The sequence below is a fragment of the Streptomyces sp. NBC_00996 genome (genome assembly GCF_045162675.1).
Classification (GTDB): domain Bacteria; phylum Actinomycetota; class Actinomycetes; order Streptomycetales; family Streptomycetaceae; genus Streptomyces.
The window spans coordinates 5,767,526-5,785,156 of record NZ_CP108723.1; the positions used below are offsets into that span (position 1 = coordinate 5,767,526).

At 69.5% G+C, this 17,631-nt stretch carries 15 protein-coding genes and 1 pseudogene; 8 read left to right on the top strand and 8 right to left on the bottom strand.

Annotation, left to right across the window (positions count from 1 at the left end):
- Window positions 1-7 precede the first annotated feature (7 nt).
- Window positions 8-175, top strand: a pseudogene (locus OG390_RS27105) (phosphoribosyltransferase); the annotation flags it as partial.
- Window positions 176-340: 165 nt separating this feature from the next.
- Here OG390_RS27105 and OG390_RS27110 read toward each other — a convergent pair.
- From OG390_RS27110 to OG390_RS27125, 4 genes are all read right to left on the bottom strand, one after another.
- A complete protein-coding gene (locus OG390_RS27110) occupies window positions 341-568 on the bottom strand; it encodes a hypothetical protein (protein WP_406171834.1) in 228 nt (75 codons plus the stop codon).
- A 351-nt stretch (window positions 569-919) separates the two neighbouring features.
- Window positions 920-1,852, bottom strand: coding sequence for a Yip1 family protein (locus OG390_RS27115; protein WP_406171836.1), 933 nt, complete (start codon window positions 1,850-1,852; stop codon window positions 920-922).
- A 227-nt stretch (window positions 1,853-2,079) separates the two neighbouring features.
- A complete protein-coding gene (locus tag OG390_RS27120) occupies window positions 2,080-2,244 on the bottom strand; it encodes a hypothetical protein (RefSeq protein ID WP_406171838.1) in 165 nt (54 codons plus the stop codon).
- Between the two features lie 63 nt (window positions 2,245-2,307).
- Window positions 2,308-3,792 (bottom strand): FG-GAP and VCBS repeat-containing protein, encoded by a 1,485-nt coding sequence (locus OG390_RS27125; protein WP_406171840.1) that lies wholly within the window; start codon window positions 3,790-3,792, stop codon window positions 2,308-2,310.
- 102 nt (window positions 3,793-3,894) lie between these two features.
- Between OG390_RS27125 and OG390_RS27130 the strand changes: the two genes are divergently transcribed.
- Window positions 3,895-4,374 carry a hypothetical protein gene (locus OG390_RS27130; RefSeq protein WP_406171842.1) on the top strand — a complete coding sequence of 160 codons (480 nt, stop codon included), beginning with the start codon at window positions 3,895-3,897 and terminating at the stop codon, window positions 4,372-4,374.
- A gap of 78 nt (window positions 4,375-4,452) precedes the next feature.
- Here the strand turns inward: OG390_RS27130 and OG390_RS27135 are convergent, their stop codons facing one another.
- The 3 genes from OG390_RS27135 to OG390_RS27145 all read right to left on the bottom strand — a co-directional run bounded on the left by OG390_RS27135 (window position 4,453) and on the right by OG390_RS27145 (window position 10,170).
- Window positions 4,453-5,955, bottom strand: a complete 1,503-nt coding sequence (locus OG390_RS27135; protein WP_406171844.1) for an FG-GAP and VCBS repeat-containing protein — start codon at window positions 5,953-5,955, stop codon at window positions 4,453-4,455.
- A gap of 313 nt (window positions 5,956-6,268) precedes the next feature.
- Window positions 6,269-7,543, bottom strand: a complete 1,275-nt coding sequence (locus OG390_RS27140; RefSeq protein WP_406171845.1) for an FG-GAP repeat domain-containing protein — start codon at window positions 7,541-7,543, stop codon at window positions 6,269-6,271.
- A gap of 335 nt (window positions 7,544-7,878) precedes the next feature.
- Window positions 7,879-10,170, bottom strand: a complete 2,292-nt coding sequence (locus OG390_RS27145) for a (Fe-S)-binding protein (RefSeq protein ID WP_406171847.1) — start codon at window positions 10,168-10,170, stop codon at window positions 7,879-7,881.
- Between the two features lie 255 nt (window positions 10,171-10,425).
- Here OG390_RS27145 and OG390_RS27150 point away from each other — a divergent pair, with 255 nt between their 5' ends.
- From OG390_RS27150 to OG390_RS27170, 5 genes are all read left to right on the top strand, one after another.
- Window positions 10,426-11,529, top strand: coding sequence for an MraY family glycosyltransferase (locus OG390_RS27150; RefSeq protein ID WP_406171849.1), 1,104 nt, complete (start codon window positions 10,426-10,428; stop codon window positions 11,527-11,529).
- Window positions 11,530-11,687: 158 nt separating this feature from the next.
- On the top strand, window positions 11,688-13,538 hold the full coding sequence (gene dnaK / locus OG390_RS27155) for a molecular chaperone DnaK (RefSeq protein WP_399075647.1): 1,851 nt from the start codon (window positions 11,688-11,690) through the stop codon (window positions 13,536-13,538).
- Entirely contained in the window at window positions 13,535-14,191 is a 657-nt protein-coding gene (grpE, locus tag OG390_RS27160) for a nucleotide exchange factor GrpE (RefSeq protein WP_399075644.1), read from the top strand. Before dnaK ends, grpE begins: the two co-directional genes overlap by 4 nt.
- A 33-nt stretch (window positions 14,192-14,224) precedes the next feature.
- On the top strand, window positions 14,225-15,406 hold the full coding sequence (gene dnaJ, locus OG390_RS27165; protein ID WP_406171852.1) for a molecular chaperone DnaJ: 1,182 nt from the start codon (window positions 14,225-14,227) through the stop codon (window positions 15,404-15,406).
- A 5-nt stretch (window positions 15,407-15,411) separates the two neighbouring features.
- On the top strand, window positions 15,412-15,864 hold the full coding sequence (locus OG390_RS27170) for a heat shock protein transcriptional repressor HspR (RefSeq protein WP_406171854.1): 453 nt from the start codon (window positions 15,412-15,414) through the stop codon (window positions 15,862-15,864).
- Window positions 15,865-15,924: 60 nt separating this feature from the next.
- Here OG390_RS27170 and OG390_RS27175 read toward each other — a convergent pair whose 3' ends face one another.
- Complete coding sequence (locus OG390_RS27175; protein ID WP_406171856.1) at window positions 15,925-16,173, bottom strand: hypothetical protein; 249 nt, start codon at window positions 16,171-16,173, stop codon at window positions 15,925-15,927.
- 281 nt (window positions 16,174-16,454) lie between these two features.
- Between OG390_RS27175 and OG390_RS27180 the strand changes: the two genes are divergently transcribed.
- On the top strand, window positions 16,455-17,582 hold the full coding sequence (locus OG390_RS27180) for a sugar ABC transporter substrate-binding protein (RefSeq protein ID WP_406171858.1): 1,128 nt from the start codon (window positions 16,455-16,457) through the stop codon (window positions 17,580-17,582).
- Window positions 17,583-17,631 lie beyond the last annotated feature (49 nt).

Here is a 17,631-nt window from a genome sequence, read left to right on the forward strand (position 1 = left end):
CGTGAGCGTGTCCCAGGTGCGTGAGAATCTCACCTACGAGGGATTCGGAGCCGCGGTTCGCGAGCTCGCCCGGATCATCGCCGACGACGGGTACGAGCCCGACATGGTGCTGTCCATCGCCGGCGGGCTCGCCTACGCCCTCGACTGCGAGAACATCCATCTCGTGAACGTCGAGTGCATGGGTCTGGCTGCGTAGCGTGTGACTGCTGACCTTGGCAAATGTGCAGGTGAGGGCACACGAGCAGCTGTCTGATCTTGTGGCTGGTTGGCGTTGATCACTGCTGATCATGGGGCTCGGTGGCGTCGGCGTCGCGGTGTGTGGGAGCGGCTGTGGCAATGCTCACCCGAATGCCTCGGCCGAGAGCTGTGGTCCATCCTGGTCGTCGTCGCCTCCGTCCGCGTCGCCCTGGTCGTCGATGACGTCGGGGTCGTCCCAGGGGGGATCAAGCAGGCGGGCGCCCCGGCTCTCCGCCACGCGGTGTACGTCGGTGAGGGCTTCGGTCAGATCGACGGCCAGTAGACGGAGTTCCCCCGGGGCAGCGTGAGGTGCCTGCTGACCGGCCGTCATGGCCGTGCCACCCCGGCATCCAGGGGCGGCGGCGCGACCCCGTTCCGGAACGTCACAGACTGCATGTCCCATGACCTCCAGACCCCAGAACCTCGGAGCACGCCATCGCCTGACAGCGAGTCCGGCACCTCATTCTCCCGCCGACCGGTCAAGATCCTCCCGGAGACCGGGCGCACTTCTTCCGGCTGAGAGCCTGCTGCGGTTGAGGTGGCCTCGACCGGAACGGCACGGTGGCCGACCACCTCCTGAGCCGCCTGACGTGGCGAAACGCGAAGAGAGGGGCTTCCGGCGGTGTGCCGGAAGCCCCTCTCTCGTGCGTGTGGAAGCACTAGGTGGAAGTACCAGGAAGTACTAGAACGTGCCCAGCTTGATGATCGACACGATCGCGATCAGCTGGATGGCTGACGCGCCGAGCGCCTTCGGCCAGGGGAGGTCGTGGGACTTGCTGACCATGAGGGTCAGCAGGGCGCCCGCCCCGACCCAGGTGACCCAGCCGAGGAGCTGGACGAAGGACGCGTTGCCGCCGAAGAACATGGCGACGAGCAGGCGTGGGGCGTCCGTGAGCGACATGATCAGCATGGAGAGGCCGACCGTGGGCTGCCAGGCCCCGTCGCCGCCGAGCTGGCGGGCCAGGGTGTGGGTGACCACGCCCAGGATGAAGGTGCTGATGACGATGGCGACGGCCGTCGTCAGGACGATGGGGATCGCGTTGGAGAGGGTGGCGTTGATCGCGTCCTCGCGGGCTCCGTCGAAGCCGAAGACCGCGAGCAGGCCGTAGATGAATGTCACGATCAGGGCCGGGGCCCACATCGTGTAGTCGCGCATCTGCAGGAAGGTCTGGTCGGGGGACAGGACGATGCCCCTGAGCAGGTCCTTCCAGTGCAGGCGGGGGCCCACCGGCGGGGCCGCCGCCTGGCCCGCGCGGTAGGTCTCGCCCTGGCTGTAGGGGTCCTCGCCGATTGAGAACGCCTGGGTGTGGCCGGGGCTGTTCGCCGCGTACGGGTCCGGGCCCTGCTGCGGGTGCCCGTCGCCGAAGTACTCCGGCTCGTCCTGGCCGCCGTTGCCGTTCTGGGGCCAGCCGCCCTGCTGACCGCCGCCGTAGGGCCGCTGACCGCCGTACTGCTGTCCCCCGTACTGCGGCTGCGAGGGCGCAGCCGGGTAGCCGTACGGCGGCTGCTGGCCTCCCTGCGGTGCCTGTTGCCCGTACGACGGTCGGTGTTGTTGCGGTCGCGCCTGCGGTGCACGGTTGTCCCGGCCGCCGCGTCCGATCCTGAATCCAGCCACGTCATCGAACGTACCTGGTCCCGCAGAGTCGCGTGCCGGGCCCGGGTGAAGGGCCCGGCATTGGGGCCGACCTGTGACATCCCCTACGGGAGATGCGAGCCGCCCCCTACGGGCCCTCCGGGGAGTTCCATGGCGGAGCCCTTCTCCTGTGTGAAAGCGAAGAGTCCGGCAAGGTGGTGGGACCACCACCGCTACCGGACTCGCCATCCTCATACGTCACGTACGCCTCAGCCGGTGATGGACGCCCCGAACCTCGGCGTTCCCGCTGTCGAGACGCCCAGCGTGGTCGGGCCGTAGGACACCGCTCCCGTGGTGGTGATGCCCGAGGACGCGCCGCGGAGGGACCGGAGCGCGCCGTCGGAGTTGCTGCATGCGGGGTTCTCCTGCGGCATGCGGGGACGCGTGGCGCGCGTCGGTAAAGAGTTGTGCGCGGATGGCCGGAAGGTGAACCCCGGCTACTTCAGCCGCAGCGGTACGCCGACGTCGTCGGGCGTGAACAGCCGCACCGCCTTCGCGTCGAACCCGGTGTCCGTCCCCCGCAGCACCAGATACGCGCCCTTCCTCTTCTCGTACAGCGGCGCGAAGACGACCGCGTCGGCGTGGTCGTCGCCGTCGACGTCGAGGAGCGGAGGCCGGTGGCCGAAGGCGTTCCAGTAGTACGGGTTCGGGGTGCCGGGCAGCCCCTCGGTCTCCGCGTCGACCACCTGCTCGCCGTCCAGGGACTGCACCCCGTCCGGTCCGCCGGGCAGCAGCGTCACCTTGCCGTCGTGGCGCCGGAAGCCCGGGGTGTCCACCACGACGTCCGGCTTCCCGTCGCCGTCGACGTCCCCGGCGGAGGGCGACGAGCCGAAGTCGATGCGGCGCCGGTCGGCGGTGTCCATGCCGCCGATCACGGTCTCCTTCCGGCCCGTGTTCAGGCCGGACTTCGCCCCGTAGAGGATCGTCAGCGCACCGCCCGCGCCGGGCATCTCCGCGGGGGCCGCGCTGAGCTGGGTGGGCAGCAGCAGGTCCGTGAGGCCGTCGCCGTCCGCGTCGCCCGCCGCAGGGGTGCGGGGGCCGTCCTGGGTCGCCACCGCGGCCGCGATACGGCTCTCCTGGCGGGTGTCCCGGACCAGGCCCTGCTCACCGCCCTCGTAGGAGCCGACGGTGTGCAGGTCCCCGGGCGCGGACTCGTCCTCCTCGGAGTCGAAGGAGTACGTGAACACCACCTCGGCCTTGCCGTCGCCGTCGAAGTCGCCGGTGGTGGCCGTGGTGGGCGTGGCGTAGCCGTGCTGGCCCAGGTCGAGCACGGCCTGGCGCTTCGGTGTTCCCGTGCGGTCGAAGGGGCCGTAGAGGAGCAGGCCGTCGCCGCCCGCCTCGGTGGCGTTGGGGTCGCCGGAGCCGCCGTGGCCGCCGTCGAGGAGGTCCACGGAGCCGTCGCCGTCGAAGTCGGCTGCGGCCAGCGGGCGGAAGCCGTCGGGCACGTCGAGCCGCCGGGCGGCGGCCAGCCCGTGCGCGCCGCCGAACAACGCGAAGGAGCCGCTCACGGTCCCGCCCGCGCCACGGCTGCCGACCAGGTCCGTGAAGCCGTCACCGTCGAGGTCGGCGCGCAGGGACGGCGACATGAACGAGGCGTACGGGCGGCTGCCGGCCGAAGTCCGCTGCGCCGTCGCGGTGTCGAGGCCCTCGCGCGAGCCGTAGACGACGACCATTGTCGCCGCGTACTTCTTCTTGTCCTTGGACGTCGATTCCACGATGTCGGTGAAGTCGTCGAAGCCGTCGCCGTTGAAGTCGCCGGAGTCGGGGTGCGCGGCAGGTTTCCCGGCGGTGGGGCGGGAGGAGTGGCCGGAGTCCGAGGAGTCGTCCCGGGGGTCGTCCTGTGTGCTGCATCCCGTGGTCGCGAGCAGCGCCGGGAGCAGGAGGGCGCAGCCCAGGGCGGTGATCGGTCGGGGTGCGCGCATCGGTGCTCCAGGCGTGGTGGGACTTCTGGCACTGCTTCTGTTTCGGGGGTGACTCGTGAGGTCGGTGAAGGGTTGTGCCGTCACCGGCTCAGGAACTCGGCGGTGGAGAAGGCGACGGCGGGCTCGGCGGCGACGGCACTCCCCTTCCCTCCGTTCTTCTTCGCGGCCGAAGACGACGTCGGCTCCGGCGGGGAGGGCGAAGCCGGTCCGGGTGGGGCCGGTGGGGGAGCCGAAGACGACGCCCGACGCCGAAGCGGTCCCGTTGTCGAGGGTCTCGCGCACGAGCAGGTCGTCGTAGCCGTCGTGGTCCACGTCGAGGGCGGGGGTGGCGGGGGCGGTGCCGGGGGAGGCCAGCGGCTTGCCCGCCGCGCGGAGGGCACCCTCAGGGGCCGTAGGCGATGGCGACCGAACCCGCGCTGTCCGCTGACCATGGCGCTGGGGGCCGGTGCGGCGGCGTCCCGTCTAGCCGTCGCCGTTGAAGTCGCCGACGAGGCCGGAGGGTGCGGCGGACGCGGTGCCCGGGAGGGCGATGAGGCCGCCGGCCAGGGTGGCGGCGGCCAGGAGGAGGGTGCGCTTGCGTAAGGTGCGGGCTCCAAGTGGGCGGAAGCCGGGCCCGTCCGCACGGGCCCGGCGAAAACAGCGAAACAGAAGGGGTACGGCTCAGTCGGCGAAGACGGCGCCGAACTGCGGCGTGCCGTCTGTCGAGACGCCCGAGGTGCTCGGTGAGACGGTGCGGCTGCCGCTCGTGGTGATCGTCGTACCGTTGGAGGGCAGGTAGGTCACCGCGCCGTTGCCGCTGTTCTCGTACGAGCCGACGAGCAGGTCGGCCTTGCCGTCGCCGTTGACGTCGTCGAGCTTGACGTCGGCGCCGAAGAGGTCGTTCTTCTCGTTGGTGCCGGGGACGCCCGCCGTGTTCTGGTGGAAGGCCTGGGCGCCGGAGGAGACCTTGACGCCGGCCGAGGTGCCGTACATGACGGTGACCATGCCGGCGTTGGTGACGCCGTTGATGTCCTCGTTCGGGGTGCTGACGACGAGGTCCTGGTAGCCGTCGCCGTTGACGTCACCCATGTCCAGGTCCCAGCCGAAGCCGTCGCCCTTCTCCGAGGAGCCGGGCACGTTGCCGGTGTTCTGGGTGATGCCGGAGGTGTTGGCGGGACCCGACGCGGAGCCGTAGGTGATGTTCACCTTGCCGCCGTCGGCGGAGCTCGGGACGGTCGTGCCGTCGGCGGTCTTGCTGTCCCAGCCCGCGCCGCTGACGATGTCGCCGTAGCCGTCGCCGTTGATGTCGCCGATCGCGGTGATGATGCCGGGCTTGAGGGCCTGGGCGGACGTGACGGCCAGGCCGCTCGCCGTGCCGGGAACGTAGTAGTTGGTGTTCCAGCCGTAGTCGGTCTGGGTCTCGTAGCCGTCGACGATCAGGTCGGTGCGGCCGTCGCCGTTCACGTCACCGGCGGTGAGGCTCATCGGGCCGTACGGGTAGTCGTTGGAGCCCGACTGGATCGGGGGCTTGATGGTGTAGCGGCCGCCCGGCGTGCCCGAGGTGGTGAAGCCGCCCTTGTAGACGTAGATCGTGCTGGACGAGCTGCCGACGGCGAGGTCCGCCTTGCCGTCGCCGTCGAAGTCGCCGGCGGCCAGGTCCTTGCCCCAGTAGTCGTGCGAGGAGGGGGCCGGGTCGGGGACGCTGCTGCTCTTGCCGGTGAGACCGCTCGCGGAGCCCCAGAGGATCGTCAGGAGGCCGCCGTTGGTGTCGGTGCCGACCTTCTCCCACGGGGTGGCCACCGCGAGGTCGTCGTACCCGTCGCTGTTGAAGTCGGCGTACGCCGTCTCACCGCCGAAGCCGTCCCCGGCCTCGGCGGTGCCCGGGACGCCCGTGGTGTTCTGGCTGATCGTGGAGCGCTTGGCGGACGATACGCCGGTGGCGGTGCCGTAGAGCGCGACGACCTGGCCGGCGCCCGCGTGGCCACTGACATAGGCACCGTGGGCCGAGGCGACGACGTCGCCGATGCCGTCGCCGTTGAAGTCGGCCTTCGCCGTCTTGAACGAGTCAGCGGCGGTCGCCGTAGCGGCCGAGAAAGTGAGCAGACCGCCTGTCAGCGCGGCCGCGGTGGCCGTCGCAAGGGCGAGTCGCAGGTGGGACCGGTGGTGCGGGTACTGCTTGTGCATGCGGGGTTCTCCTGCGGCATGCGGGGATGTCTGGCGGGACATCCACAGACAATGGGGTGTGGACCATCCGTGTTTGCCAGGAGTTGTCCTCGGCTTCACGGGTTGGTCAGCGATCAGGAGACCTTCGCCGGGGCGTAAGGGTTGTACGTGAGTTCGGTAAATTCCTGAGCCTGGTGGGGCGCCGGGCCGGAGCTCGACGACGCCCCGGGAAAGACGACGCCCCGGGAAAAAAAGGAGAGCCGCAGCCGCCCCGGGGTCAGCCGATGAGGCCGGTACCGAAGGATCCGTAGGTGCGGGATCTGCCCCCGAGGCACTACGACGTCAGGAACTCCGAGGTGGAGAAGGTGACCGTCGGCTCCACCGCGACCAGGCCCTTCGCCGTCCCCGGGTATACCGCGATCGTGTCCTTCGTCTCGCCCCGGTACGTCCGCACCACCAGGTCCGCACGTCCGTCCCCGGTGAAGTCGCCCACGGTCAGCACCCGGGTGGTGCCCTCGGTCGGCGGCTTCACGGTCACCATGCCCGCCGCGGACAGTCCGGCCGTACGGCCGCGCAGGACCCGCAACTCCGTACCGCTGGAGACGAGTTCGCTCAGACCGTCCCCGTCGAAGTCGCCGGAGGCGAGCACCGAGCCCGGGATGGAGACGCTGCCGCGCGCGGCGCCGGGGAGGTCGTAGCGCAGTGACGTTCCGCCCATGGAGCCCACCGCGGCGTCCAGCGCCTTGCCCTTGCCGAAGCGGCCGAACGCCACGTCGATGCCGGCCGGCAGGACGACTCCCGTACGGGCGGGGCCGTTCGGTCCGCCGAGGACCACGGCCGACTTGCCCGCGCCCTGCGCCGTACGGACGAGCAGGTCGTCGTATCCGTCGCGGTTCACGTCGGCGGCCGGACCCGTGGGGACCTCGCCCGGCGACGGGATCGGCGCACCGGCCTTGCGCGGGGCGCCCTTGCGGCTGAACGGGCCGCGCAGATAGCTGAGTCGGCCCGCCGAGGCGTGCACCACCAGGTCCTCGGCGCCGTCGCCGTCGAAGTCGCCGCACACGGGCTGGTCGGCCCAGTCGTTGCCGAAACGTGCCTGCGCGGGGACGGCGAGCTTGACCGCCCTGCCGGTGAGGCCCTTCGGGGAGCCGAAGAGGATCTGGAGGGGGACCGGCGGCTGCCCCTGTCCGTCGTACGGCGGGTCGGTCGACACGACCAGATCCGTGAAACCGTCCTTGTCGAGGTCGCAGCTCGCCTCCGCGTCGAAGACGGCGGGGAGTCGGCCCTTGGTGGGGGCGCCCTGTTTCTTCGGGCTGAGCAACTGCCGGGCGCCGGGCGTGAGTCCGCGCGCGCCACCGTAGACGATGCCGATGCCCGCGTCGTCCGCGTGGCTCTGTTCCTTGACGAGGTCGCCCAGGACCAGGTCGCGGTGCCCGTCACCGTTGAAGTCGTCGGCGACCTTGCTCCCCTTGCCCTGGGGGATGGGGAGTTGGGCCGGGGCGTCCGCGATGTGTGCCGGGGTGCGCTTGGCCGCCCCGGCGTTCGTGCCGGGGCCGCAGGCAGCGAGAAGGCCGCCCCCGAGGGCGCATACCGCCAGGGCTGCCGCCACCCGCGTTCCCGCTCTTCGCCCGCTCACCGCGCACCTCACCCGCCCCGAAGACAACAACGCGGGTCATCATGCACGTATTTCGACCGGTGGGTTAAGGGGTGCGGCCTGCGGGATGGGTCACGCGGGGGTCTGGACCCTGGCCTGCGCCCAGCCCTGCTCGGAAGGCTCGGACGGCCGCTCGGCGACGAATGAGCCGAGGCCGACCTCGGCTCGGATGAGCTCTTCCGCGCGTCGCCGAGAGCCGCGGCCGAAGGCTGGACCACTTGAACTGACCGGGTACGACCGACGCCCCCTGCCGGTGGGGCAGGGGGCGTCGGTCGTACCGCTCGGGCCGGCTACTTCACCGGCTCTGGTTCCGGCGCGCTCTCCGTCTCCGCCTCGCCCGCCGGGTCGACCGGCGTCTTGACGGAGTCGAGGAGCAGCTGGGCGACGTCGACGACCTGGACGGACTCCTTGGCCTTGCCGTCGTTCTTCTTGCCGTTGACCGAGTCGGTCAGCATGACCAGGCAGAACGGGCAGGCGGTGGAGACGATGTCCGGGTTGAGGCTGAGGGCCTCGTCCACCCGCTCGTTGTTGATGCGCTTGCCGATGCGCTCCTCCATCCACATCCGCGCACCACCGGCGCCACAGCAGAAGCCGCGCTCCTTGTGGCGGTGCATCTCCTGCTGACGCAGGCCCGGGACGGCGGACATGATCTCGCGCGGGGGCGTGTAGATCTTGTTGTGGCGGCCCAGGTAGCAGGGGTCGTGGTAGGTGATCAGACCCTCGACCGGGGTGACCGGGAGCAGCTTGCCCTCGTCGATGAGGTGCTGGAGCAACTGGGTGTGGTGGATGACCTCGTAGTCGCCGCCGAGCTGCGGGTACTCGTTGCCGATGGTGTTGAGGCAGTGCGGGCAGGTGGCGACGATCTTCTTCGCCGACTTGGGCTTCTTGGTCGACTCGTCCTCGTCATCCTCACCGAACGCCATGTTCAGGGCCGCCACGTTCTCCATGGCGAGTTCCTGGAACAGGGGCTCGTTGCCGAGACGGCGCGGGGAGTCACCGGTGCACTTCTCGTCGCCGCCCATGATCGCGAACTTGACGCCCGCGATGTGCAGCAGCTCGGCGAAGGCCTTCGTGGTCTTCTTGGCGCGGTCCTCCAGGGCGCCGGCGCAGCCGACCCAGTACAGGTACTCGACCTCGGACAGGTCCTCGATGTCCCGTCCGACGACCGGGATCTCGAAGTCGACTTCCTTCGTCCACTCCAGGCGCTGCTTCTTGGCCAGGCCCCAGGGGTTGCCCTTCTTCTCCAGGTTCTTGAGCATCGTGCCCGCCTCGGACGGGAACGCGCTCTCGATCATCACCTGGTAGCGGCGCATGTCGACGATGTGGTCGATGTGCTCGATGTCGACCGGGCACTGCTCGACACAGGCGCCGCAGGTGGTGCAGGACCACAGGACGTCCGGGTCGATGACGCCGCCCGCGGCGAAGCCGCTGTCGGATGCAGCCTCGACGGTGCCGATGAGGGGGCGTTCGGCCTCGGCGAGGGCGGCGGCGGGGACGTCCTTGAGGGCCTCGGCCGAGGCCTTCTCGTTGCCCTCCATGTCCTTGCCGCCACCCGCGAGCAGGTAGGGCGCCTTGGCGTGCGCGTGGTCGCGCAGCGACATGATGAGGAGCTTGGGGGACAGCGGCTTGCCGGTGTTCCAGGCGGGGCACTGCGACTGGCAGCGGCCGCACTCGGTGCAGGTGGAGAAGTCCAGCAGGCCCTTCCAGGAGAACTGCTCGACCTGGCTGACACCGAAGACGTCGTCCTCGCCGGGGTCGGTGAAGTCGATCGGCTTGCCGCCGGAGGTCATGGGCTGGAGCGCGCCGAGCGCGGTCCCACCGGTCGCGTTCCGCTTGAACCAGATGTTCGGGAAGGCGAGGAAGCGGTGCCAGGCGACACCCATGTTGGTGTTGAGCGAGACCACGATCATCCAGATGAACGAGGTGCCGATCTTGATCGTCGCGACCAGGTAGACCAGGTTCTGCAGCGTGGCGACGCTCAGGCCCTTGAAGGCGAGGACCAGCGGGTACGAGGCGAAGTACCCGGCCTCGTAGCTCTCCACGTGGTGGATCGCGCCCTCAAGGCCGCGCAGCACATAGATGGCCAGGCCGATGGTGAGGATGACGTACTCGACGAAGTACGCCTGTCCGGCCTTGGAGCCCGTGAAGCGTGATTTGCGGCCGGCCCGGGAGGGCAGGCTCAGCAGCCGGATCGTCATCAGGACGACGATGCCGAGGACGGTCATCACGCCGATGAACTCGGTGTACATCTCGAACGGCACGAAGTCGCCGATGACCGGCAGCACCCAGTCGGCCTTGAACAGCTGGCCGAACGCCTGCGCCAGGGTCGGCGGGAGCGTGAGGAAGCCGACCGCCACGAACCAGTGGGCGAAGCCGACGATGCCCCACCGGTTCATCCGCGTGTGGCCGAGGAACTCCCTGACCAGGGTCACGCTGCGCTGATAGGGGTTGTCGGTCCGGGCGCCGGCGGGTACGGGCTGGCCGAGCTTGAAATACCGGACGAACTGGCCGATGGCGCGTGCGAGCAGCGCAACGCCGACCACGGTCAGGACCAGCGACACGATGATCGCGGCGAGTTGCATTGGGGGCTCCTCGGGCCTGCGAGGTGTTGCTCCGAGAGTGACCTCGAAGGTGATTACTAAGCGGTAACTTATGCAGTCCGTCTGAGACTACCCACTTCTAGCGCCGCACTGTAGCCAGGGGTGCGGTGATCTGCGTCGCTGAGGGTCGCCTGAGCGGGTGTCTCCACGGGGGCCCGGCGGGGGCTCGCGGCCCGACACGTAAACCCGATCGTGTTATTCGCACAATACTGTGACATTCACGCCTAAATTAGCCACGTGTTGTACGGAATCGCCGCCGCCACGGCCGCCCTGTTGTTCACCGCCGCGCTCAGCGCGCTGCTGCGGATGTTCGCCCTACGCCTCGGGGTGGTCGAGCGGCGCCGTGTGCGGCCGGTTCCGCTGCTCGGCGGGGTGGCCGTCGTCGTCGGCACGGCGTTCGTGGCCGGGATCGGGGACTGGACGGACGTCGCCCCGCTGGGTCCGGAGGCCGAACGGGTGCTGATGGCCGCGATCGGGGTCGCCGTACTGGGGCTGGCCGGCGATCTCTGGGCCGTGCCGCTCGCGGTGCGGGTCGCCGGCGTGGTGGGTGCCGCCGCGCTGACCGTGCCGTACGACGAACTCGGGCTGCCGGCCGGGGTGCTGGCCGTCGCCTGGATCGTCCTCGTCGTGCACGCCTTCGACTCGCTCGATCACGCCGACGGGGTGATGGGGACCGTCGGCGTCATCACCGCCTTCGCGCTCAGCGGGTGTGCCGCCGCCGAGCTCATGGACGGACTCGCGGCGCTGCTGAGCGTGCTGGCCGCCGCACTCACCGGGTTCCTGATGCACGGATGGCCGCCGGCCCGGATCGTGCCGGGGCGGTGCGGTGCACTGTTCGCCGGGTTCGTGCTGGCCTCGGCGGTCGTGCTGGTGCAGGCCGGGCGGGAGGTCGGGCCGGGGCTCGGGGGCGGGTTCGCGCTGACGGCGGTGGCCAGTGCCGATGCCGTGCTCGTGCTCGTGTCGCGGCGGCGCGCCGGGCGGCCGCCGCTGCGATCCGCGCCGGACCATCTTGTGCACCGGCTGCGGCGGGTCGGGCTGACCCGGCAGGGGGCCGTGGTCGTCATCGGGGTCGCCGCGTTCGCCGGGGTGGTGGTGGGGTTGCTCATCGACCTGGGGTGGGTGGGGGCGGGGGTCGCGTGGTGGGTGGCGGGGGCCGTCGCGCTTGTCGCGGTCGTGGGGGCTGTGCGTCCGGTTCCTCGCCCTCGCCGCCCCTACCCCATTCCGTCCCCTGGGGCCCGGGGCGAAGCCGCCCATGGATGCGGCGCCCCCAGGCCGCCGTATCGGCCGGAACGGCCTCGTCCGCGAGCGCCGGGCGGGCTGATGGGCGCCGGGCGGGGTTGAGATCCTCCACTCGAGGCGGCAAAGTCGCAGTTCAGACCCCTCTTGCGCGTAAGGAAGAGATAAGAGTTGAGCCCCCTCGACTCAGCTCTGTTGACCGAGAGGCGGACGTCATGCACACTTGAGTCCGTTCCACTCAAGTCATTGCTGGAGGAATCGAAATGGCACGTGCGGTCGGCATCGACCTGGGCACGACTAACTCCGTCGTCAGCGTTCTGGAGGGCGGCGAGCCCACCGTCATCACCAACGCCGAAGGCGCCAGGACCACGCCGTCCGTCGTCGCCTTCGCCAAGAACGGTGAGGTGCTCGTCGGCGAGGTCGCCAAGCGCCAGGCGGTCACGAACGTGGACCGGACCATCCGCTCGGTGAAGCGTCACATGGGTACGGACTGGAAGATCAACCTGGACGGGAAGGACTTCAACCCCCAGCAGATCTCCGCCTTCATCCTGCAGAAGCTGAAGCGTGACGCCGAGGCCTACCTGGGTGAGAAGGTCACGGACGCGGTCATCACCGTCCCGGCGTACTTCAACGACTCCGAGCGTCAGGCGACGAAGGAGGCGGGTGAGATCGCGGGTCTGAACGTCCTGCGCATCGTCAACGAGCCCACCGCCGCCGCCCTGGCCTACGGTCTCGACAAGGACGACCAGACCATCCTCGTCTTCGACCTCGGTGGCGGCACCTTCGACGTGTCCCTGCTGGAGATCGGCGACGGCGTCGTCGAGGTGAAGGCCACCAACGGTGACAACCACCTCGGTGGTGACGACTGGGACCAGCGTGTCGTCGACTACCTGGTGAAGCAGTTCCAGAGCGGCCACGGCGTGGACCTCTCCAAGGACAAGATGGCCCTCCAGCGCCTCCGCGAGGCCGCTGAGAAGGCCAAGATCGAGCTGTCCTCGTCCACCGAGACCTCGATCAACCTGCCCTACATCACGGCGTCCGCCGAGGGCCCGCTGCACCTGGACGAGAAGCTCACGCGCGCCCAGTTCCAGCAGCTCACCGCCGACCTTCTGGAGCGCTGCAAGACGCCGTTCCACAACGTCATCAAGGACGCGGGCATCAACCTCTCCGAGATCGACCACGTCGTTCTCGTCGGTGGCTCCACCCGTATGCCCGCCGTCGCCGAGCTCGTCAAGGAGCTGACCGGTGGCAACGAGGCCAACAAGGGTGTGAACCCGGACGAGGTCGTCGCCATCGGCGCCGCCCTCCAGGCCGGTGTCCTCAAGGGTGAGGTCAAGGACGTCCTGCTCCTCGACGTGACCCCGCTGTCCCTCGGTATCGAGACCAAGGGCGGCATCATGACGAAGCTCATCGAGCGGAACACGACGATCCCGACCAAGCGGTCCGAGATCTTCACCACCGCCGAGGACAACCAGCCCTCCGTGCAGATCCAGGTCTACCAGGGCGAGCGCGAGATCGCGGCGTACAACAAGAAGCTCGGGATGTTCGAGCTGACCGGTCTGCCGCCGGCCCCGCGCGGTGTCCCGCAGATCGAGGTCGCCTTCGACATCGACGCCAACGGCATCATGCACGTGACCGCGAAGGACCTCGGCACGGGCAAGGAGCAGAAGATGACCGTCACCGGCGGCTCCTCGCTGCCGAAGGACGAGGTCGACCGGATGCGCCAGGAGGCCGAGAAGTACGCGGAGGAGGACCACGCCCGCCGCGAGGCCGCCGAGACCCGCAACCAGGGCGAGCAGCTCGTCTACCAGACGGAGAAGTTCCTCAAGGACAACGAGGACAAGGTCCCCGGCGAGGTCAAGACCGAGGTCGAGGCGTCCGTCGAGGAGCTGAAGGCCGCGCTCAAGGGCGAGGACACCGCCGAGATCCGTACAGCCACCGAGAAGGTCGCCGCCGTCTCGCAGAAGCTGGGCCAGGCGATGTATGCCGACGCCCAGGCCGCGCAGGCCGCCGGTGGCGCCGAGGGTGCCCCGGGTGCCGAGCAGGCCAAGGCCGACGACGATGTCGTCGACGCCGAGATCGTCGACGAGGACCGTAAGGACGGTGCCGCGTGACGGAGGAGACCCCGGGCTTCGAGGAGAAGCCTGACGTCCCCTCCGGCGCCACCTCTGACGACGCCGAGCCGCAGACCGCCACCCCCTCTTCGGAGGGGGCGGCGGCCCCGGACGGGGACGCAGCAGCACAGTTGGTCGGCATGACGGCCCAGCTGGACCAGGCACGCACGGCGCTCAACGAGCGCACGGCGGACCTCCAGCGGCTCCAGGCCGAGTTCCAGAACTACCGCCGACGGGTCGAGCGCGACCGGATCGCGGTCAAGGAGATCGCCATCGCGAACCTCCTGACCGAGCTCCTGCCCGTGCTCGACAACATCGTCCGGGCACGGGATCACGGTGAACTGGTCGGCGGCTTCAAGTCGGTGGCCGAGTCCCTGGAGACCGTCGCGGCGAAGATGGGTCTGCAGCAGTTCGGCAAGGAGGGCGAGCCCTTCGACCCGACGATCCACGAGGCCCTGATGCACTCGTACGCGCCCGACGTCACCGAGACGACGTGCGTGGCGATTCTGCAGCCGGGGTATCGCATCGGCGAGCGCACCATCCGCCCCGCGCGGGTGGCCGTCGCCGAGCCTCAGCCGGGGGCGCAGACCGTCAAGGCCGACGAGGCCGAGGCGGCCGACGACAAGGAGAGCGGTGGCCCGGACGAGGGCTGACGTTGAACGCATGAGAGAGGAGGGGCGCTGAGGATGAGCACCAAGGACTTCATCGAGAAGGACTTCTACAAGGTCCTCGGCGTCCCCAAGGACGCCACCGAGGCCGAGATCAAGAAGGCGTACCGGAAGCTCGCCCGCGAGTTCCACCCGGACGCCAACAAGGGCAACGCGAAGGCCGAGGAGCGCTTCAAGGAGATCTCCGAGGCCAACGACGTGCTCGGCGACCCCAAGAAGCGCAAGGAGTACGACGAGGCACGCGCCCTCTTCGGCAACGGCGGCTTCCGTCCGGGTCCCGGCGCCGGGGGCGGCTCCTTCAACTTCGACCTGGGCGACCTCTTCGGAGGCGGCGCCCAGGGACAGGGCGCGGGAGGCGGCTTCGGCGGCGGCATCGGTGATGTCTTCGGGGGCCTGTTCAATCGCGGCGGCGCGACCACCGGCACCCGTACGCAGCCCCGGCGCGGCCAGGACATCGACACCGAGGTGACGCTGAGTTTCACCGAGGCGGTGGACGGCGCGACGGTTCCGCTGCGGATGACGTCGCAGGCGCCCTGCAAGGCCTGTTCGGGCACCGGCGACAAGAACGGCACGCCGCGCGTGTGCCCGACCTGTGTCGGCACCGGCCAGGTCGCGCGGGGTTCGGGCGGCGGTTTCTCGCTCACCGACCCCTGCCCGGACTGCAAGGGCCGCGGCCTGATCGCGGAGCACGCCTGCCTGGTGTGCAACGGGTCGGGGCGCGCCAAGTCCTCCCGGACCATGCAGGTCCGTATCCCGGCCGGAGTCAGTGACAGCCAGCGGATCCGGCTGCGCGGCAAGGGGGCTCCCGGCGAACGGGGCGGCCCTGCGGGCGACCTGTACGTCACCGTCCATGTGGGCGCCCACCCGGTCTTCGGCCGCAAGGGCGACAACCTCACCGTCACCGTGCCCGTCACCTTCACGGAGGCGGCGCTCGGCGGCGAGGTGCGGGTGCCGACGCTCGGCGGACCGCCGGTCACCCTGAAGCTGCCGCCGGGCACGCCCAACGGCCGGACGATGCGGGCCCGCGGCAAGGGTGCGGTCCGCAAGGACGGCTCGCGGGGTGACCTCCTGGTCACCGTCGAGGTCGCGGTCCCCACGGACATGTCGGGCAAGGCTCGTGACGCCCTGGAGGCGTATCGCGAGGCGACCGCGGGTGAGGACCCGCGGGCGGAGCTGTTCCAGGCCGCGAAGGGAGCTTGAGAGTGATGGACGGCCGTCGACGCAACCCGTACGAACTGACCGAGGAAACCCCGGTCTACGTCATCTCGGTGGCGGCCCAGCTCTCCGGCCTGCATCCGCAGACCCTGCGCCAGTACGACCGCCTCGGCCTGGTCTCCCCCGACCGCACCGCCGGGCGGGGCCGGCGCTACTCGGCTCGCGACATCGAACTGCTGCGCACCGTCCAGCAGTTGTCGCAGGACGAGGGCATCAACCTGGCCGGCATCAAGCGCATCATCGAGCTGGAGAACCAGGTCGCCGCGCTCCAGTCCCGCGTGGCGGAAATGCAATCGGCCCTCGACGGTGCGGCAGCCGCCATGCAGCAACGCGAGGCGGCCGTCCATGCCTCGTACCGCCGCGACCTGGTCCCGTACCAGGAGGTCCAGCAGACCAGCGCGCTCGTGGTGTGGCGGCCGAAGCGGCAGCAGCAGTCGGACTGACGCCCGCGCGCACGTGAAAGGGGCTCGGAGGATTTTTCCGGGCCCCTTTTGTCGTGGTCGTCAGCTTCGTCCAGGTCGTGCTGCCCTGGCGGCGCCGGTGCCCCAGTTCTGGTCGATCGCGCTGCCGCAGTCCGTTTTCTTCGCTGTGCCCGAGAAAGTGGTGTTCGCGAAGAACTCCCGTTTGTGGGCGGGAGATGCGCACTTCGTCGCCGCGGGCGCAGGGGTGCCGGTCGCGGTGAGCGGACCGCCGGCGGGGGCGAGCACGAGGGTGGCGGAGAGCGCCGCGGTCGTTCCTCCGGCTGGGTTCATGCGTTCTTTCGGGAGTCCTGATCGTCAACGGCCGGCAAAGCCGTTGGCGATCAGGACTTCCGGGTACGGGAGTTGGTTGTACGACGGTCGATGACAGAAGGTGAAGCCGTGGGGATTGCTGGAAGGCAGGGCGTACCCTCTTCCCATCGTGTTCACTTGGGGAACACGGAACGCTGTTGCCATCTCGTTAAGTGGCTAGTCCTTGACGCTGAGGTGATCGCCGCGTTGGCTTTCAGCCACCTGGGTCGCAATGCTGCAACCTCGCCCGGAAGGCACCTGATGTGAACACTCGTAACACCCGTCTGCGTCGTACCGTCATATCCCTGGCCTCGTCCGCCATGGCCGTCACCCTCGCCGGCTGCGGCGTCGTGGACGGAATCGGCGGCAGCGACACCAAGGCCAGCCCCACGAAGGGCGACGACATCGAGGTGGGCCTGCTCCTCCCGGAGAAGGGGAACACCCGTTACGAGAAGTTCGACTACCCCATCATCAAGGAGCAGGTCGAGAAGCTCACCAGCAACAAGGGCAAGGTCGTCTACGCCAACGCCGAGCAGGACGCGGCCAAGCAGAACACCCAGCTCCAGCAGATGGTGGACGACAGGGTCGACGTCATCCTCGTGGACGCGGTGGACTCCAAGGCCATCGCGAGCGGCGTGCAGAAGGCCAAGGCGGCGGGCATCCCCGTCATCGCCTACGACCGCCTGGCGCAGGGGCCGATCGACGCGTACATCTCCTTCGACAACGAACTCGTCGGCGAGGTCCAGGGCAAGGAGCTCGTCGGGGCGCTGGGCAGCAACTCGGCCTCGAAGAAGATCATCATGATGAACGGCGCGACCACCGACCCGAACGCCGCGCAGTTCAAGTCGGGCGCCATCTCCGAACTCAAGGACAAGGTCGTCATCGCCAAGTCCTACGACACCAAGGACTGGAACCCGGTCAACGCCAAGGCCAACATGGAGAAGGCGATCGCCGCGGTCGGCCTCAACAACATCGCCGGTGTCTACTCCGCCAACGACGGTCTCGCGGGCGCCGTCATCGACGCCCTGAAGACCGCGGGCGTCAGCACGGTGCCGCCGGTCACCGGGCAGGACGCCGAGCTCGACGCGGTGCAGCGCATCCTCAAGGGCGACCAGTTCATGAGCGTCTACAAGTCGTACCCGCAGGAGGCCACCGCGGCCGCCGAGATGGCCGTGGCAAGGGTCCAGGGCCGCTCGATCGAGTTCGACGCCCTCACCCGCGACAAGGTCGACAGCCCCTCGAACAAGGACGTTCCGGCCCAGCTCGTGCCCGTTGTCGCGCTCAAGAAGGACAACATCAAGGACACGGTGCTCCAGGACGGCATCTACACCGTCAAGCAGATCTGCACAGCCGGCTACAAGGCGGCGTGCAGCGCGAACGGCATCAAGTAGGACCCACTTGACCCACTCGGGTAGGGCTTGCGCCCTACCCGAGTGGGTC